The 19,607-nt window shown below is 32.0% G+C and carries 13 protein-coding genes and 1 tRNA gene; 10 read left to right on the top strand and 4 right to left on the bottom strand.

Features of this window, described 5'->3' with window-relative positions:
- Positions 1-7: 7 nt before the first annotated feature.
- The 8 genes from ZA06_RS09380 (at position 8) to ZA06_RS09345 (ending at position 13,774) form a co-directional block, all read left to right on the top strand.
- The gene (locus ZA06_RS09380) at positions 8-1,633 is read left to right on the top strand and encodes an HsdM family class I SAM-dependent methyltransferase (RefSeq protein ID WP_053977214.1); all 1,626 of its coding nucleotides are present in this window, start codon (positions 8-10) and stop codon (positions 1,631-1,633) included.
- Positions 1,626-2,921: a restriction endonuclease subunit S gene (locus tag ZA06_RS09375; RefSeq protein WP_053977213.1), complete on the top strand. Its 1,296-nt coding sequence runs from the start codon at positions 1,626-1,628 to the stop codon at positions 2,919-2,921. Before ZA06_RS09380 ends, ZA06_RS09375 begins: the two co-directional genes overlap by 8 nt.
- On the top strand, positions 2,914-3,645 hold the full coding sequence (locus ZA06_RS09370) for an AbiV family abortive infection protein (RefSeq protein ID WP_157503211.1): 732 nt from the start codon (positions 2,914-2,916) through the stop codon (positions 3,643-3,645). The genes ZA06_RS09375 and ZA06_RS09370 overlap by 8 nt, the downstream gene beginning before the upstream one ends.
- A 129-nt stretch (positions 3,646-3,774) precedes the next feature.
- A complete protein-coding gene (locus ZA06_RS09365; protein WP_053977211.1) occupies positions 3,775-6,162 on the top strand; it encodes an ATP-binding protein in 2,388 nt (795 codons plus the stop codon).
- Positions 6,163-6,168: 6 nt separating this feature from the next.
- Positions 6,169-7,179, top strand: coding sequence for a hypothetical protein (locus ZA06_RS09360; RefSeq protein WP_053977210.1), 1,011 nt, complete (start codon positions 6,169-6,171; stop codon positions 7,177-7,179).
- 8 nt (positions 7,180-7,187) lie between these two features.
- Positions 7,188-8,351, top strand: a complete 1,164-nt coding sequence (locus ZA06_RS09355) for a hypothetical protein (protein ID WP_053977209.1) — start codon at positions 7,188-7,190, stop codon at positions 8,349-8,351.
- Positions 8,344-10,341, top strand: coding sequence for a hypothetical protein (locus ZA06_RS09350; RefSeq protein ID WP_053977208.1), 1,998 nt, complete (start codon positions 8,344-8,346; stop codon positions 10,339-10,341). Before ZA06_RS09355 ends, ZA06_RS09350 begins: the two co-directional genes overlap by 8 nt.
- Positions 10,328-13,774: an SNF2-related protein gene (locus tag ZA06_RS09345; protein ID WP_053977207.1), complete on the top strand. Its 3,447-nt coding sequence runs from the start codon at positions 10,328-10,330 to the stop codon at positions 13,772-13,774. Before ZA06_RS09350 ends, ZA06_RS09345 begins: the two co-directional genes overlap by 14 nt.
- 264 nt (positions 13,775-14,038) lie before the next feature.
- On the opposite strand, the gene ZA06_RS09340 is transcribed toward ZA06_RS09345, so the two are convergent.
- The 4 genes from ZA06_RS09340 to ZA06_RS09325 all read right to left on the bottom strand — a co-directional run bounded on the left by ZA06_RS09340 (position 14,039) and on the right by ZA06_RS09325 (position 17,426).
- The gene (locus ZA06_RS09340; protein ID WP_157503209.1) at positions 14,039-15,313 is read right to left on the bottom strand and encodes a hypothetical protein; all 1,275 of its coding nucleotides are present in this window, start codon (positions 15,311-15,313) and stop codon (positions 14,039-14,041) included.
- 253 nt (positions 15,314-15,566) lie between these two features.
- On the bottom strand, positions 15,567-16,517 hold the full coding sequence (locus ZA06_RS09335; RefSeq protein WP_053977205.1) for a hypothetical protein: 951 nt from the start codon (positions 16,515-16,517) through the stop codon (positions 15,567-15,569).
- A gap of 240 nt (positions 16,518-16,757) precedes the next feature.
- Complete coding sequence (locus ZA06_RS09330; protein WP_053977204.1) at positions 16,758-17,093, bottom strand: helix-turn-helix domain-containing protein; 336 nt, start codon at positions 17,091-17,093, stop codon at positions 16,758-16,760.
- A 248-nt stretch (positions 17,094-17,341) separates the two neighbouring features.
- Positions 17,342-17,426 (bottom strand) — tRNA-Ser (locus tag ZA06_RS09325).
- Between the two features lie 183 nt (positions 17,427-17,609).
- Between ZA06_RS09325 and ZA06_RS09320 the strand changes: the two genes are divergently transcribed.
- Complete coding sequence (locus tag ZA06_RS09320; protein ID WP_053977203.1) at positions 17,610-18,239, top strand: NAD(P)H-dependent oxidoreductase; 630 nt, start codon at positions 17,610-17,612, stop codon at positions 18,237-18,239.
- A 153-nt stretch (positions 18,240-18,392) separates the two neighbouring features.
- Positions 18,393-19,589 (top strand): DegT/DnrJ/EryC1/StrS family aminotransferase, encoded by a 1,197-nt coding sequence (locus tag ZA06_RS09315; RefSeq protein ID WP_053977202.1) that lies wholly within the window; start codon positions 18,393-18,395, stop codon positions 19,587-19,589.
- Positions 19,590-19,607 lie beyond the last annotated feature (18 nt).

The raw sequence follows: 19,607 nt of genomic DNA, 5'->3' as shown, positions 1-19,607 counted from the left end.
AAAATTTATGACAGCAGCAGTTGCTTTTGAAACCCAAACCAAAGCACTAATAGACGATTTAAAAAGTGTCTGTGCCAATTACGGTTTAGGAAATGATGGAAACGAATTTAAAATTATAACCCAAGTTTTTCTGTATAAGTTTTTAAACGATAAGTTTATTTACGAAGTCAAGGGTATTGATAAAAATATTGCCAAATCGGACGATTGGGAAGCTACGTTGAAAAGTTATTCTAAAGATGATTTCGAAATGCTTACCTATCAGCTTAGCGAGGGTACAGCAGTTATTAAACCAGAACAGTTTATAAGTAGTTTACACACTAAACAAAACGAACCTGATTTTGCCCAATTATTCGATAATACCTTGTTAAGTATAGCAGAAACGAATAGTGCTATTTTCTCGGTAATTACTAATGGGGGCGAAAAAATAGTCTTATTCGAAAATTTAAGCAAATATGTTACCGACGACAGAGACGGGTTTTGCAGAGCTATAATTAATAAATTAGGAGGCTTTAGTTTCGAGCGTATTTTTACAGAGAAGTACGATTTTTTTGCTGCTATTTTCGAGTACCTTATTAAAGATTACAACTCAAACAGTGGTGGTAAATATGCCGAATACTTTACACCACATGCCGTGGCTAAAATCATGGCTCGCTGTTTAGTAAACGAAGATGTAAACAGTGTAACCTGTTATGATCCTTCTGCTGGGTCAGGAACATTGCTCATGAATTTAGCGCACCAAATTGGTGAAAGTAAGTGTAGCATCTATTCTCAGGACATTTCGCAAAAGTCGTCCAACTTACTACGTTTAAACTTAATTTTAAACAATCTGGTACATTCCATTCCTAATATTGTAAAAGGAAATACCATTTTAGAGCCCTTTCATAAAGACACTAATGACGATTTAAAAAAGTTCGATTATATCGTGTCTAATCCACCGTTTAAATTAGATTTTTCCGATTATCGCGAAGATTTAGACAGTAAAGAAAATCACAGTCGTTTTTTTGCAGGTGTACCTAAAGTGCCAGCTAAGAAAAAAGAATCCATGGCGATATATCTTATGTTTTTACAGCACATCATGTATTCGTTAGAAGAAAACAAAGGTAAAGCAGCTATTGTAGTACCAACAGGGTTTATAACGGCACAATCGGGTATCGATAAAAAGATACGCAAAAAAATGGTAGAAAGTAAAATGCTGGCTGGTGTGGTAAGTATGCCAAGTAACATTTTTGCAACCACAGGCACCAATGTGTCGATACTGTTTTTAGATAAAGCCAACAAAGAGGATGTGGTGCTTATAGATGCCTCTAATTTAGGCGAAACCGTTAAAGACGGAAAGAACCAGAAAACCGTTTTAACTGAAGCGGAAGAAGAACAAATTATTAATACGTTTAATACCAAAAAAGCCAAAGACGATTTTTCTGTGGTAGTAAGTTACAATGAAATAAAAGCCAAAAACTACAGTTTAAGTCCAGGACAATATTTTGAAGTAAAAATTGAATATACAGATATTACTGCGGAAGAATTTGCCTCACGTCTTAAAGAATGTTCATATAACTTGACAAATCTTTTTAAGGAATCAAAACGCTTAGAAGGAGAAATCAAAAAGAACCTAGAAGACTTGAAATATGCATAAGGTTCTTGAAAATGTAGCTAATTATTCAAAAGATAGAATATCGTTGGATGACATAAATGTTGAAAATTATGTTACTACAGATAATTTACTTCAGAATAAACAAGGAAAAGTGGAGGCTGAAAAAATGCCAAAGCAAACATCAAATACAGTAACTCGATACGATGAAAACGATATATTGATTGCAAATATTCGACCTTATTTAAAAAAGATTTGGTTTGCAAATTGTTCAGGCGGTAGTTCTTCAGATGTTCTAACTCTAAAAGTAAAAAAAGGGTATAGTCCTAAATTCATTTATTATTCACTTTTTAGGGATGAATTTTTTGATTATATGATGGCTGGTTCAAAAGGTACTAAGATGCCTCGAGGAGATAAAAATCAAATTCTAGAATTTCCAATTCCAAATTTTGATTTGGACGAACAAAAACAAATAGCCAAAGTCCTTTCCGATTTAGATGCCAAAATAGAAGTCAACAACAAGATAAACCAAAAGTTAGAGGCACTCGCCAAAACCATTTATGACTATTGGTTTGTCCAGTTTGATTTTCCAGACAAAAACGGTAAGCCATATAAATCCTCAGGAGGTAAAATGGTCTATAATGAAAAATTAAAGCGAGAGATTCCTGAGGGGTGGGATGCGGTAAGACTAGATCAAATGACAGAAAGAGTATGTGTTGGTTTCGTCGGAAAGTGTCAGCCATATTTTTGTTCTAAGGACGACGGAGTACCATTAATTCGAACAGGTAACTTAAGTTCTGACGGATTGGATATGAATAATATGATATATGTGAATTACGAATTTCATAACAAAAATATAAAGTCTCAATTGACTTGTGGAGACATTTTAGTAGCAAGGCATGGAGATAGTGGACTATCATCTATTTATTATAAAAAAGAACCTGCTAATTGTCTTAATATCGTAGTGGTTAAGCCAAATAAGGCTTCAAATTTTTCAAGTGAATTTTTATTTCAAACTCTTAAAACTGATAATATAATAAATCAAGTAAAAGCTACCTCTGGAGGATCTGTACAGGGAGTTGTAAATACTAAGTCAATTGCAAATGTGAAACTACCTGTTCCATTGGATGAAAATATTTTAATTTCTTTGAATAAGAATCTTAGGATTATATATACGAAAATTCACAACAATAAAGATGAAAACCAAAAAATCGCTGATTTACGCGATTGGTTATTACCTATGTTAATGAATGGTCAGGTAACGGTTGGTAAGAAAGATGAGGCTTTAGGTATGGTTGCGGAGGACAATGTTAAATATTCTAAGAGTGAATAGCTTCTTTAATCTTAGCGCAAAGCAATCAATTGGTTTAGATAAACCAATTTATAATAATGCCTTAAGGTTGAGAAAAGATGCGAATTTGATTGCAGGAAAAAATCAATCTTTTTCTACTGCTACATCATTGTTGATACTAAGCTCAGAGGAAGTTATAAAGGCAATCTTGGTTTTTTTACATAGCCAAGGTTATAAGGTTTACAGATTACAAGACTCAAAAAAGTTCTTTAGAGACCATAAAATTAGGCATCAGTTATCACAATTAATTGAAACAGGGTATGGTTTACTGGAGTCTTCAATGAAATTAAAAGAGAGCCCAAAGGCTATAGCTAATACTAAAATACGATGGTTGAATTCCGCCATAAACGAATTGGGTAGAATTGCTGGAGCTTTGGAACCATTCGTTCAGACCAGTGAGCGTATTGAGAAACTAAATGGTTTTAATGATTCAAAAAATAATGGATTGTATGTTGGCTTTAAGAATGGATTAATGGTTCCTTCTGAAATGATAACCAAAGATTATTTTGAAGAAGTGCAAGAAATTATAGAACGAACCTTTAAATTTTATAAGATGTTAAGAGTTCTGCATAACCCTATGATTTTTAATCATAGAAGCCCTAAAGAGATTAATCAATTAAAAGCCTATTTACATGACTTTATAGATAAAGCATTAATGGATTTTTCTTTTAAGGAGTTAAATGATAAAAATAGAACTGTGAATTAGGTGGGAGTATTTTAGGAGTATAAAAGTTTATGAATTAAAGATGGGAAATACTAAACAAACTTTCTTCAAAATTACATGGATGATATTATTCAGCAAAAACAAAACGAATAGATTTTAAAGACTTCATAAATGAGATTAGTTGCAATTTATATACTAGAACATTATTTGTTTAACGAGCCGCAAACAATAAACATATCAGGGAAATTTATTTATACTTTTAATAAGACTAAAAAAACTATTAATATAAGTAGAAAGAAAAATGGAGAATATGTAACAGGGCTTCATTCAAAAAGTATATCTGAGCTATCTGCTATTGTTGGGGCAAACGGGAGTGGAAAGACAACACTATTTTCAATTATTAATAAACATAATGATGATACCAAGGCAATCTTTGTCTATGAGCAGCTAAATGATGATATTTTTATTGAAAATAGGACAGGAAAAAAGGATGAAAATGGTAATATAACAATTAAAGGTAGTTGCCAAATTTTATACGATAATCAAAAATATAGTAATCAAGGTAATCCTGACATACCTGTACTTTATTACTCCCCAATTGCGGATGAAGATTTATCAAGTATTTATTCACCAATTTCTAAAACAAAACACTTTAAATCTACCTTACTAGAGTATCATTTAGATAATGTTACAAGGGCGATAATGTTAATGACAGATGATATTAGTAAAAAGATTAAGGAGGTTTATCCTCAATTACCATTTTATGATTTTCTTCATTTACAAGCAAAACCTCTAAGAAAACGTGATTTACGGAATCTTTATGGAGGGTTTAAGGAAGAAGGTGAGATAGAAAGAAGTCATAAAATTAATTTAGATAAATTATGGGATCAATATGAACATAAGGATAAAGATAAAGAACATCTAATTCATGAAAATGCAAACTTTCTTAAGGATTTAGAGGTTAATATTTTTTCTTATTTAATTATTGATTTTACTTCGATAAAGACTGCTTTTAATGGTTATTATCACGTTTCATTTGATGACTATATCAAAGAAAAAAGCTTTAATGAAAAGTTAAAACATTTCTTTTTTAATAAACTCGCTCATATAGACAAATATATTTTCAAGAGATTGTATGAGAGCTTTGAAGACTACGATTATTACAGCTTATTATTCATTTTTGAAGGGGCTAATTTTAATGAAGAATTACTAGAAAGGCAGAAAAAAACGGTATCATTTTTTGAGTCATTAGCGACTTCTATTAATGAACAAAAGAGGACTGTTGATCTAAGTGAAATGAAAGAAGGATTTGAAAGTCTTTTTAGAAAGGAATTAGACGGAGAAGAATTTAAAGGGATTCGTGATAATCTAATTAAGTTTTGGGATGCGTTATCTGTACAACTCGTTGATGAACCTGATTCTTTTAAACAATTTATTAAGGATTCTATTGGTAAAATTCAAGTAGGTCTTGAAGCCTCTTTTAAATCAATTCACGATAGTAGATATGAGATTATAGATAGGCTAAAAGATAGAGCTATTAGGGCGGTGAGGCTTTTTGATGGCATACAAAAATTTTATGATGAATTACAAAAAATAAAAAATAAGCCTGGTTTTCAATTAAATTCAGGAAGTATAACTGTTAATTTAAAGGAGGCAGATTTTAAGGTTTTTAAAAATTTGATCTCTAGATACAAAACAGTTATAGAAGAGTTTAACATTAATTCAATGATTAATGCCCAATTAATTGAATTTAGGCCAGACAAAAGGCTTTCATTTGGTGAAAAATCTCTTATCGACCTTTTTAGCAGCATATATGAATTTACAATTAAAAAGTATGATTATTTAAGGCGAAAAGAACATTATATATTGCTCTTGGATGAGGCAGACTTGGGATATCATCCTTTATGGAAAAAGGGATATATCAGTGCCATTTCAAAAGTATTACCAATACTTTTTCAAAAACTTAATGAAGGTGTTGATAATACAGGCAAGGAATATCTTGAGGAAAGGAAAATTCAAATTATTATATCCACTCATGATTGTCTAACTCTTTCGGATATCCCTAATTATAATATTACATATATTGATCGAGATAAAGAAAATACAAATAAAAGTATAGTACTCTCCTTTGAAGACAAGCCTAAAAAATCATTTGGAGCAAACGTTGTCGATCTTTTAAATCATTCTTTTTTTATAGGTGATGGTTTATTGGGTGACTTTTCTAAAGAGAATATAAATTTAGTAATCGATAATTTAAATTTCCAGATCCTAAAAAATGAAATTGAGGAATTGAAGGGGATAAAGGATAAGAACCAAAACCAAGAAGAATTATTAGAGTCTAAAATGGTTGAGCTCAATAAGATTGAAGGTAAATTTGAATTAAGGGAAAAGGAGTTTTTAAGATCATTAATCGATATAATAGATGAGCCTATTTTAAATTTTAAATTGGACGAGATGTATTTTAAGGCATTTCCAAAAGAAATTGATAAACAAGAAGCAATAATTAGGGTTAAAAAGATCCTAGAGGATGCTGGGGTTAATATTACCGATATTAATTAAAAAAGAATGGTTTATTTAGGTAATCAAATACAGGCATTAAATGACTACAGTAGAGAGGCCATTTGTTGGTTGGGTGTCAAATTAAAAGGACGGAAAACGAAATTGAATTCTACAGGCTATAGTTGTGGAAATCCCTCATGCTATTCTTGTGAAAAAAGCAATATAAGAAGTGGAATTGATCAGGCATTTAGAGACTTGTTCACAGAGGATATAATGAAGAAGTTAATTGAATCTAAGCCAAAGGAGCTCAAAGATTTGAATGATACATTAAAATCTCAATTTACTTCATTAAGAGGAAAGACGGCAAAAGATTTTAAAGAAAATGCGAATAAAATATTTGTTAAATCAGGTTATAGTGATTGGTTTAGTAAAGATGAAACCTTAGGTGAAAAATGGAATTATAGATTAGCTCGCCTCTTAAATATCCATACTTGTACATATTGTAATAGGGAATATGTTTTTGTAATTAGAAATCCAAATAAAGGGAAGGGGATGGTGTCACAGTTTGATCATTGGTTTCCAAAAAACGATTACCCTTTATTAGCTCTGTCTTTTTACAATTTAATTCCTTCGTGTGGTACTTGCAATGGTATTAAGGCTTCAGTAAAATTAGATCTTGACGATCATCTACATCCTTATGTCCACTCCAATATTTCTAATGCATATCAATTTAGTTTCCTACCCAAAACCAACAAGGAAAATTATATTGTTTTTAAAAATAATAATTCGATGTTTAATACGAAGGGAATTGATACCGTTAATGCCTTAAATTTACCATTAATTTATAAGGGGCATTCAGATAAAGAACTTCAAGATTTAATTGATTTACGTTATAAATATTCAGACAATTATCTAAACATACTTTTGGAGAATACATTCAAGGGAATTAATATTTCTAAGGAGGAAAGGTATAGGTTGATTTTTGGAATTGAAATAGAAGAAGATAATTATCATAAACGTATTTTTAGTAAGTTTAAGAGAGACATCATAAATCAACTATTATCGATAAAAAATTAAAGCCTATAATGTTTTTTTTAACCGACCAAGACCCCAATTACAGAATCAAAGGCTCAAGAGATCCTTTAGGCTTTCAACCTATATGGCAGTCCTTAGGTAGAAAAGTGGTGAAATACCTGTCTACAGTTTCCGTAAATCTTAAGGATTTTCAAGTGCTTTCCTATGGATGGTATTTTTATGGAGACAGGGATCCTAAAGATTTTTTAAAATTCTTTCTCAAGTTTGAGCAAGCATTTGGATTTGCAAGAGGCATCTACCTCAAAGATGATAGCTTTAATGGGGTAGACTTTGTGAGAAAGAATACTAACCAACCTTCATTTCAGTTTAGTAATAGGAACGAACATACTCTTTTGAGTAATCAAAAGAGTTATGGTATATACGGTAAGTATAACCGCCCTTTTACTGAGATGAGAATTAAGGAACATGATGATTTTAGAAATGTCATGGAAGCTTCCTTAAAGGAAAAGGTAGATTATGATATCTTGAAGCAATATGTTTCCAAGTTATTAAATGAAAATGTCTCCACCTTTACTAAAAAAGAGTTGATTATCTTTTCTGACTGTGTTTCAAAAATTACGGAACAAGAAAGACAGTTTTATAAGGAATTGATTTTAAGGACAGATGACAATCATGTTCAAAATGAGGTCTTCAATATCTTCCAATCCAATCCTGAAATTTTAGAAGCTGAGAGGTTTAATCTATATGGCTTTTTAGATGTGTTGTCTGATAATACGTCAAATGAGGAATTAAAGAAGAACCTTACTGCTATCAAATATACAGAACAAATATTGGCACCTTTCTCTTATTTATTTAGAACTTTGCAGTCAGAGCCTGTGTGGAGTAAAGAAAGTGTTACACAAGCCCCAATATTTGATTCCTTCCCTGAAAAAATACCTTACCAATTTGATAATCCTGTATTGAGCAGTTTTAACGAGTGTTTCTATGCGGATCCTTTTGATATTGCTCTGGCTGTTATTAAACGTAATCAGGATATAAGTGATAATAGGAGAAATGCCGCTTGGCTAAAGCAAGATGGAGATTCAATTATTATTTGCTATGCCGATGGCGCAAGAAGAGTGACAGATTTTGAATTGGATGAGGATTTTGAAAACAATTATTTTTTACCAACCTATATTTCATTGTATAGGCAAATTTTGCTGAATAATGACTAAACTGGTTTTGTCAGAACATCTTAAAGAGGAGTTAAACGGAAGAAAAATTAAAGCGGCCGTTTTTCATACTTTTAATTTTGATTCTGAATTTTTTGAAAATTATCTTTTGCCTTTGTTTTTGCCCGAAATTCCTTTTGGAGATAATAAAATTCAGAACACTATTTTATGGAAAAAATTCCAACATGATTTGCCCCCAATTACAGTGTATTGCGATTTTCACGCCAAAGCGCAAAGAGGGATTCATTTAAATTATATCGTTCGTCCAATTGATATTCCTAAAAAAAATGGGGTTAAGCCTTGTTATCATCCTAAGCACAGTTATGTTTTGCTAGAGGATGATGAGTTACTGTTATATACAGGATCAAATAATTTAACCGAGGCAGGATGGTGTAGTAATTTGGAAGGGGTTAATTTTTTTAAATTAAAATCAGGAACAAATTTCCCAAGGCAATTTAAAGACCAATTCAAGGAGTTTAATAGAAATATTCGAAAAACCTTTTTTAACGAAGGTTTTCAAGATGAACATACAGAAAGCAAGGCCGATAATTTAATAGATCGGTTTTTTAGGTCACAGGGATATACTTCTGATATAGATAATATTTGTTTTGATACCTTCTCAAGATCTGAATTGAATTTAGAAGATTTTCCTTCTTTATTGAAGCATTTAAAGGTTGAATTGAATAACGATGAGCCTTTTGAACAAGTAGAGGTAATATCTCCATACTTTCCAAAGAGTATTAAGCTTTTTGAGCAGTTGAAGACCATAACCCAATGTAATGATATCAGTTTTTCTATTCCTTTTGAAAATACAAATGTTGTAGCTTTAAATCGAGATCTTTTTGATATGGTCTTGGATAAAGGAATGAAATGGAAAACCATTAAGGCGCTTCAAAATACTAAGGGGTATAGATTTAATCATTCAAAAATTTATCAATTTGTAGGTCGGGATAAGGTCTTTCAGGTTGTTGGCTCCATTAATTTCACTAATATGGCATGGAAAGGTGCTAGGGAAGGAGGAAATTACGAATCGGTTGTTGTATATAGTTCCAAAAAGGAAGACTATAGAAGCTTATTAGAATCGTATGATTGTACTTCGTTAACTTTTGTAGGTCAAAATGAAGAGGAAGGTGTTTCAGAAAGTAGAGAAGATGTATTTGCTTTAAGTTTTATAATTGATTGGAGTTCTGGGGTTTTATCAATATCCAATTTAAATGAGGCAGAACAGCATGGTAAAATTGAATTTGATGAGCTCCCAGCTATTTTAATAAATACATCTCGTGATGTTAAGTTGAGTGAGGATCATATTCGATATTTTACAAATACTCCAATAATAAAAGTTAGGCCATCCAATAAATCGATATTTTTTTATTACTACCCAATTCACAAGAATATTGAGTCTAAACCCTTGCCTGAGTACCTTAATTTAAGTGATTCGGAATTATTGGAATTATGGCAGGAGTTGGATAGTTCAGAAGACACCTCTGGTGTTTTAAGGATTATTGACAAATTTATTGATCGTGTCACTGATGAAACTGGAGACCTAGATGAAGGAGCAATAAAGGAAACTCAAAGTACTTTAAATTTAATGGCAACCCATTTGAGTGGACTATTGTCTTTGCAAAAGAAAATATTTGCCAAAGGGCGTACTGAAAGAGAGAATAAGGCCATTTTGAAATTACGAGATTACTATTTGTTTGCAAATAATGTGGATACTCTTTTAGGATATCGAAATTTATTGGTCAAAATGTCAAATGGCGATAAATTGAATAATGGATTTTATTGGTTACTTCTCAATTGCATCAATATTTTTTTTTTTAAAGATTTAAATGAAGGTGATTTTGAAAACCCTGAAGATTTTGATAAAGTTTCTCTAATTAAAAAGGGATTAAAGAAGGAAATCAAAGCATTAAAATTGAGAATAGTTAATGGTAGGTTGACTGAAAAACACTTGGAATGGACTTTAAAAATGTTAAAGGATGATATTAAGTGAAGAAGAAGCTAAGAAAATAATCAATTTGAATCCATCCAATTCAATTGATACAGATATTGCAAATCGACAGTTTCAAGTTATTTTAAAGGGCTTTAATTATTTAGTTCAAGATGATTCTGATGTGCTATATATAGCAGACGAGGTTGGACTGGGTAAGACCTATATAGCTTTAGGGATCGCCTCTTTACTAAGGCATTTTACAGAATCTTCAAGACACGGAAGCTATAAAGATGTGATCTTGGTTCCAAAGCAAAACTTACAGAACAAATGGTTTAGAGAGATCAATAATTTTATAAAGCATAATTATTTATTAGAGTGTAATATTGTAAAATCAGTTTTAGGTTCACCTGTTGCCAATTTATCTGAAAAGAATATTCATCATTTCTTAAGTGGTTTCGATAAGGAATGTCCTTCGTATGAAATTTACAGAAACTCATCATTTAGTATTGCTACGACGGAAGGTTTTGATTGGAAATTAAAGTTGGAAAATACATTGCCAGATGAATTGAAGCCAGTTTTTAGAAAGGCTTATGGTATTTATAAAACTTCAGATTTAGAAATATATTTAAAAAGGCTCTATGCCTTTCTTTTGAATATTTCATTACCCGAGATGGACTTGCTGATTGTTGATGAAGCCCATAATTTTAAGCATGGAATAGGTAAGGATGTTTCCTATAGAAATCAGATTGTCTCGAGGATTATGGGGGTTACATTGCCTGAGGACGACGATTATATTTTTAATCATTTCCCCGAATTAAAAGAAAAAATATCTCAAAAAGCTAAGAAGGTAATCTTGTTATCAGCAACACCCATTGACAATGGATTGTATGAATTAAAACAACAATTAGATTGTTTTTTACCAAACCATAGGTTTAAAAATTCGGTGAATTTAGATGAAGATATCAGGACTTCCTTAAACACCTTCATGATAAGAGGGCTAATGAAAATAAACTTGGCTCAAGATGGAGAGGTTAGTCGAAATATGTATCGTCATGAGCACAGAAAAGGTAATGTTCAAAAGGCTATAGATGCAGCTCCACAATACATCAATGATGATTTGGAATCAATAATTATTGGTTTATTACAGTTAAAAACTCTTAAGCATTTTAATGAATCCAACAACAAGAGTTTTGAAATAGGAATGTTGGCAGGCTTTGAAACGTTTAAAACTCAAGATAGTGATGAGCCTGAATTTGAGGATGCCTCAATTAAAGCAAACAAGGCCGAGGATCATGATATCATCAAGAAAATTGCAAATTCTTATTTTGATACGTTCGACAATCATTTGCCACATCCTAAACAAGATAATTTAATTCGTGTATTATTTGAAGGGATTCAAAAGGGGCATAAATCATTAGTTTTTGTCCGTAGGATAGCCTCTGTCATTGAGTTAGAAAGAAAGTTGACGATTGAAATTGAAAATTGGCATCTTTCTAAAATCAAAAAATATATTAGAGGTAATTCCCGATTAAAAATGCTGCAATCTGCTTTTCATGAACGCCACCAAATAGCAGAGATTGATGAAGTGTTGAAAAGACTAAGTAGTAAAATATTTGAATATAATAAGAAGGATTATGAACATTTAATTCTAGAATACACAAGTAATTTAGAATTAAGGCTACTCGAAATTTTATTAGAAATATATAATCAGGAGAATGAAACTATTGAGCTGGATGAATTTAAAGGGTATGTGAAAGATCACATAAAATTGAGGATAATTAAAGCAGATTTCCGAGAGTTAGGAAAAAGGTTAATAGATGGATATATTGAAAACCGTCAAAATAATGAGGACTTTGAAGAAGACCATACTCTTGATTCTACGGAGGATTCCTTTAATTATTTCTTTTCTTCCTATTTTAGTTCCAATAGATATACAGAGGGTTTTAATTTTAGAAAGCGTTCTGCAACAAAAGATTGGTATAGGTTCAATAATTATTGTCTAAAATCTAAGTTGTCAAATCTGCATTTTAATCCTGAAAAGTTAGTGTCATTTGAATCTATAGTAAGGGACAATAAAACAGAATCTAGGAGAATGGATGCAGTTAATGGTTCTCTCTTTGATTCGCTCACGGTAAGTGAAGTTGACAATGACCTTCAAATCCCTGATCAATTTAAGAAAAAGACATTTTTCAATCTTTTGATTGAAGAAGTTCTAGACAAAGAATTTGAACAGTGGCTATCAAAAAGGTCTGAAGATGTTCTGGTTGGATCAGACTTTTGGAATGACCTTGAGGCATTAATTGAAATTTTTCAGGGTATTTTTAGAAATGGATCAGGTTTACTTCCTGCTTATGTAGCTGAATCGCTAGACAAGGATGAATTTGAAAAGGTATTGATTGATGTCTTGAAAGCTTCCTTTCCTGAGGTAATTGCAGAGCTGAAACAAATTTTAATAGATTTTGATAAAATAATTACTACTAACTTTTCTAATAGGAATAATATTCAAAGGGCTCTATATGGTCAAAATCCGATAGTAGGTGTTAGTGGTCACCACAGGCGAGATGTGAGTAGGGTAGCGACCCAATTCAGAATGCCAGGGTTTCCGTATGTATTATTTACGACTGACGTACTGAAAGAGGGAGAGGATCTGCATCTATATTGCAAGGATGTTTATCATTATGGGATTGCTTGGAATCCATCTGATATGGAACAAAGAACAGGAAGGATAGATCGAATCAACTCAAGTAGCTATTTTCAATTAAAAGGAGATGGTAAAATACAGTTTAGTAATGCATTACAAGTGTTTTATCCTTATTTGGCAGATACTTTGGAAGTAAACCAAGTGGCTAAAGTTTTTAATAAAATGAATAAGTTTATTGAAACCTTTTATGACCCAACGGAAATAGGGGATAAGGATTCAAAAGCTTCAATTGATGAAATTGTAAAAGAAATACCTTCACAAATAAAATCACTCTTATCCTCTAAGTATGACCATGAAACTTTTCAGGGGGTAGATATAACAGGTAAGGCAGAATTTGAAATTGTTAAAGAGGTTGGAATTAATAGGAAATACTTAAGTGGTAAACTTAGAAATGCCTTTGAACTTATTCAGGAACATTTTAATGATTTTTCATCTCCACCGAGTTTAAATGATAAACGATTTTTTATAGACGCCCCAATTTTACTAAATGGGAGAAGGGCTCCTCTTCGTGTTTCTCTTGTTAAAGGAAATAAATTTGATGAAGTTTTATTTTCAATACAATCGATAATTTGTCGAAATACTGAACTGCGTAATAGAAGGATTCGCGATGAAATTAGATTTCAATTAAAACATCTATCCCTTAATCTTGTTGAAAATAATGATTATCTGTTAGTACAAAATACTTACCCGATGGAAACAGAAGCAAATGAATTGATCCGTGCTATTCGAGATATTATTCAAAAAGCAGATAACCTTGAAGAGGAGTACTTGGGAGAGGATTTGGAGGTTTGATTTGGATTTATCATAACTTCATCTAATAACCCTTGTTGTTAAATGAAGTTATGATTGTTTCTCTTTTAACTAATTCATTTAAAAGTAGTCCTTTTTTAGATAATTACTTTTCTTGAATTTCAAATCCATTTTTCTTATAAGTTTGAGATATTTATAACATTATCTTAACTCCATTAAATTTAAACTATAAATTGTTTTTGTTAGGGTTTGCATGGATTTCGTGATTCAAGGAAAGTGTTTTTCTGTTTGATTTTCTCATATGAATTACTGATTAATTCTTATATAATAGTATACCGCTATATTTTTAGGAGTTGTTTCTGGATCACCACCTCCTGTTATTTTTAATGAATGCTTATGTTTTCCATCATTGTTAGTTTTTTTTGTAATCGTATTGTGATATCGAGTTCCAGTTCGTCCCCCACTGTCTTCTTCCGAATTGTATCTAGTTCCTTGATCTGTAAAAGTATGCTCATGATTTCCGTCTACATTAGTTAAACCAATAAATGGTGAATTAGGTAGTTTTGTAGCGTCTCTTTGATAACTATATTTATTAGTGTCAGATCTAATCCCTTCATCTTTTCCGTTTGCAAATTCTTGGGGCTCTTGTGAATTAAAGAATTGGTTCTTTCCTCTAATAAATTGGCCCCTCATATCAGGAACCAATTGATTATATCTTTTACCATAATCTGAATTTCTGACATCTCTTCCATCTGCAGGAGCCCATTTACTTATTCTATCTGAATAGGGCATTTTATTTTTTGTTTCAGCGCTAAAAGCATTAAAATCCAATGTAGAGATTATAATGCTCCCAATTGGGAAATTAGCATAGGGATATGCGGGGAATTCTATAGTCATTGGGTCAAATCCATCAATATTCAATGTTAAGGTTGCAGAAATATTAGGGTCTTTTAATTTCATGTTTTGGGAAAGGCCTGTAAAACTACGGATTAGGGCATTTGGTTTTAGGTTATAACTGTCATAAAAATCAAGATTGTTTGTGCTGACTGAAATGATTTTTGCTTCTTCTATTTGTCCGCTTTCAGGCTCTTTTTTAAGAACAAAAGTAAACCCCGACAATAAATCTCCGACAATATCATAATAAAAGCCACCCGCTAAATCTTCTCCAGTTTTAGGTAAAGTTTTGATACATTCAATATATGCTTCTAGCGATTTTTCGCTTATTGTTTCTTGATAGTATTCTGTATAAAAGCTATTGTCAATAGTGAAACCCGCTTCATTCCTAACTTTCAATTCTCTAAATTTTTTTCTGAATTGTTCTTTGTTTTTGTTCCTTGACCAAAAAACGGCATATGCTTCGTATTTTCCTTCCAAGGATTCGCCTGATTCATGTTTTTTTGAAAGTTCGTCAAGTTCCGTTTCGCTTAAACTGAAAAAAGACTGAAAGTGATTGTATATATCTTGTTGGTTGTTTAGAGAATACCTTTCCTTAAACGCTTCTTGTAAGTCTTTTCCGCAGTCTGTTTGAGCAAAATTTTGAAGGGATAATAAAAGAGCTAGAAATAAAGTTACTTTTTTCATTTCGATTGGTTTTATGTTAAACATTCTATTTTAATTCTTTAGGTAGAGGCAAATGTTTTTAACAGTAGTAGACATTTCATTTGTTTGTTAAACATAAAAAAAGAAGTAATTCAAATAAGGCCTAGTTGAATATGTTATAATTCATAGTATAAGAATGACCACTTAATATTATGAGGTTTCCTATTGAATAAAGGAAAATAGTAGAGGGCTAAATCTAATTAATTTATGACTATATAAGTTGCAAATTTTTATACTAATAGTTAGTTTTTTTTTCTGCTTCGATTTTTTTTTCTTTAAAACTGGAGAAAATGAAGGTTAATCCCAAAACAATAGCTCCATAAAAAAATATGCTATAGAATTCATTAGTTAAAAGTGAGGTTAAGCTAATTCCTATCGAAATATAAATTATACCGAACAAAATTGATTTGAAATCTAATATATGTGCAGGGGGAATGTATGTTTCAAATTCTGAAGTTATATCATAATTTACCTTTATCTTATTCAAATATTCTTGAATTTCAAAAAAGTCTTTGTATTTAAAGCTGAATGATATTTGAGACAAATCTTTAGAATAAATAATAAGTTTAGGAGATTTAGGATTTGATATTGATATTTTGTCAATTTCTTCCCATTTTAATCCTATGGATGCTGTTTTAAATAATTGAGCTAATCTAATTTTTAGGCCATTTGGATGCTTTACAAAATGAATAACAGCATCATAGTATTCTTGATTTTTAATCATTAATTCATCAAATAATTCTATTCCATGACTATATGTCAATTTGGCCGCTAAAGTTATTTCTTCATCCAATAACCAATGTAATTTGCCTATTTTTTGTTCAGCCTTTTCAATCTTTTTCAATTTCGCCTTTTCGAACTTATATTTATAATTGTAAACAAAATAAAATACTACTAAACACAAGAGTGTGATTAAGGCGGCTAAGATAAAATCAGAAAGAGATTTAGAAATTATCATTCCAATAGGTCCAGCGCCACTTAAAAAAAGACCAGTTCCCTGAACTGTTCCTATTGGGCTTCTTTTGTTATTTAAATCCCCTTGGGAAGGATTTTCTTTATGGTTTATTTTTAACTTAGATTCGAGATGAATTAGTACTATTGCTCCAATAAGAAATGGCACATAAAAATTCACTATTATTTCTTCAAGATCATCAATAAAAAGCGAACCAATAATAAGTATAGACATTAGGAGTATAGTAATTTGTAATATGCTTCTTAGTATTTTCACATGTCAATATTTTGGTTAACAATATGTATTAGGTTTTGCTATTACAGGGTTTACAAAGTAAATTATTTTAAATGTAGCAGTTACCATATAGAATGTAAATACCTATAATTGGGTATTTTAATAATAGGTTGATATTGCTGTCAAAAATAAATTTACTTATCAATTGAAGAGAACAAATTACTCGGTTAGATTAATTTGTCACCAGAGGGGGTTTCTAAATAAGTATTCATCCACTTTCTCTTCAATATCCTTTCTAGTTGAAACTTTTCCTTCGAGAAGCCATTCATTGATGTTTTTTTTGTCAAAATACAAGCGTTTTCCCTTTTTGAAATGTGGTATTTCACGTTTGTGGACCAATCCGTATACGGTGTGTTTAGATAGGCTTATATAGTCTGCTACTTGCTCAATGTTCATAATGTTTGGTAGGGAAGGGGTGGGTGCTCCATTATTACCTTCCATTTTGTCATTAATATTTGTGAGTAATTTTTCAATTCGGTCTAAGCGTTCGTTGATTAATTCAAAGGGATTTTCCATTATACTTAAATTTATAATTGAGTATAAAGTTATAAAACGAAAGGTCGAATGAAAGTTAAGGAAGTTTAGAAATTGAAGTTTTTTCCGTATTGAAAAAGGAAAGACGTTATAAATTTTACTAAATTGTTTAGAAGAAAAATGAGGTGTAAAAGTCGAAATTGCTTTGTATAGCTAAAATAAAAACTGTCAACTCAATTGTCAACTCAAAAAATAAAGCCTTGTAAATCTGCGACTTACAAGGCTTTCTGCGGAGAAAGAGGGATTCGAACCCCCGGAGGTGTGACCCTCAACAGTTTTCAAGACTGCCGCATTCGACCACTCTGCCATTTCTCCTTGAGTGTCTCATCAGGTATTTCCTGATTGCGGGTGCAAATATAGTGACCTTTTTCATTACTATCAAAGAAAAAACGAGAAAAAATTTAAAAGATTTTTCAGTCATTCAATATAAAATTGATTTTGTGTTGGTTAAAGGAATTTTCAAATGCTACATTTGTGGTGAAAATTTTAAAGAGACTTATGGAAATCATTAATTTTTTAAAATGGCGCTATGCAACCAAGGCCTTTGACATAACTAAAGAGGTGCCTTCTGAAAAATTGAACATCATAAAAAAGGCCTTCAATTTAACGGCGACCTCATATGGGCTTCAGCCAATAAAACTGGTAATTATAAAGAATAAGGAATTGCAGCAGGAGCTCTTGCAATATTCCATGAACCAAAAACAAATAGTTTCTGCTTCCCATGTATTGGTATTTTGTATACAGACCGATATTGATAAGTCTTTTGTAAATGAGTATTTCAAAAGGGTACATGATTTGAGGCAAACCTCGAAAGAGATCTTAAAACCTTTTGAAGACTTTCTAGTGGATGATTTTGAACAAAAATCTCAACAGGAAATTGAGGAATGGGCTACTAAGCAAGCGTATCTTGCTATGGGGAATATTATGACGGTTTGTGCCTTGGAACAAGTAGATTCTTGCCCTATGGAGGGATTTCTCTCAGAAGAATATGATAAAGTTTTAAAGTTAGGTGAACACAACCTAAAATCAGTACTGCTATTGCCTATCGGGTATCGGTCTGAAAATGATAGGTTTGCCTCTATGACTAAGGTGAGAAAGCAGGATGAGGACGCTGTTTTGGAGCTGTGATTATTTCTTTTTTGTAAAAGAAAGATTAGATTATATTTGTTTTGCAATCACGTTTTCTGGATTAATAAGAGCTATTGTATTTATAGGTAAATGCAGAAAATCGTAAAATGAGAAAGGAAAGATTTTAACACTATAACTGTAATATTATAAAATATGCCCGGATTTGAGCACTTCGGCGATGCCGAAAGAAAAGAAGTGAATGATGTTTTGGAAACTGGAGTGTTAATGCGATATGGCTTCGATGCCATGCGTAACGGCCATTGGAAAGCAAAACAGCTAGAGCATGATTTACAGGAATATTTCCAGGTGAATCATGCTCAGTTGGTTTCTAGTGGTACCGCGGCGGTTTCGGTAGCCTTAGCTGTTGCAGGAGTAGGAGCTGGCGATGAAGTTATCATGCCTACCTTTACTTTTGTAGCCAGTTTTGAGGCCGTTATGATGTTGGGGGCTATTCCTGTTTTAGTGGATATTGATGATACCCTTACCTTGGATCCTCAAGCAGTAGAAGCAGCCATTACTACAAAAACCAAGGCCATTATGCCTGTCCATATGTGTGGAAGTATGGCCAATTTGGATGCCTTGGAACAAATATGCAAGGAACATAATTTATTACTTATCGAAGATGCTTGCCAGGCTATAGGGGCTACTTATAAAGGAAAAACTTTGGGAAGCATTGGAGATGTTGGGTGTTTTTCCTTCGATTTTGTAAAGACCATAACTTGTGGAGAAGGAGGAGCTGTCCTTACCAATAATGAAGCCTATTTTAAGAATGCCGATCATTTTAGTGACCATGGGCATGACCACGTAGGTAACGATCGTGGTGCAGAGGGCCATCCATTCTTGGGTTATAACTTTAGAATTTCAGAACTGAATGCTGCCGTTGGGGTGGCTCAGTTAAGGCGTTTACCTGAATTTTTAGAAATTCAGAAACAACACTTCACAATATTGCGAGAGGCTTTATCCACAATTCCCGAAATTACATTTAGAAGGGTACCTGAAGGAGGCGAAGAGAACTATTCTTTTTTAAGTTTCTTTTTACCGGATACTGAAACTTCCCTTAAGGTAGCTGCAGCTCTTAAGGAAGCAGGGATGGATGGTTGTTTTCAGTACTATAACAACAACTGGCACTATATCAGAAAGTGGGAGCACCTAAAGGAATTAAAGACGCTGTATCCCTTATCTCAAGAAGTGAAAGAAGGATTATCCTATCTTCAAACCAAAACTTTTGAACAGTCCGATCATTATGTGGGAAGAAATATTTCCTGTTTGATCAAATTATCTTGGACGGAGCAAGAAGCCAAGGAAAGGGCTTCAAAAATGGTTCAGGTTATTAAAGAAGTTCTGGGTTAAAGCTTTTATTTTTAGAAC

This window comes from Mangrovimonas xylaniphaga (assembly GCF_001280435.1).
Classification (GTDB): domain Bacteria; phylum Bacteroidota; class Bacteroidia; order Flavobacteriales; family Flavobacteriaceae; genus Mangrovimonas_A; species Mangrovimonas_A xylaniphaga.
Note: the sequence above shows the minus strand (reverse complement) of the source record. Positions and strands in the feature narration are given on the sequence as shown.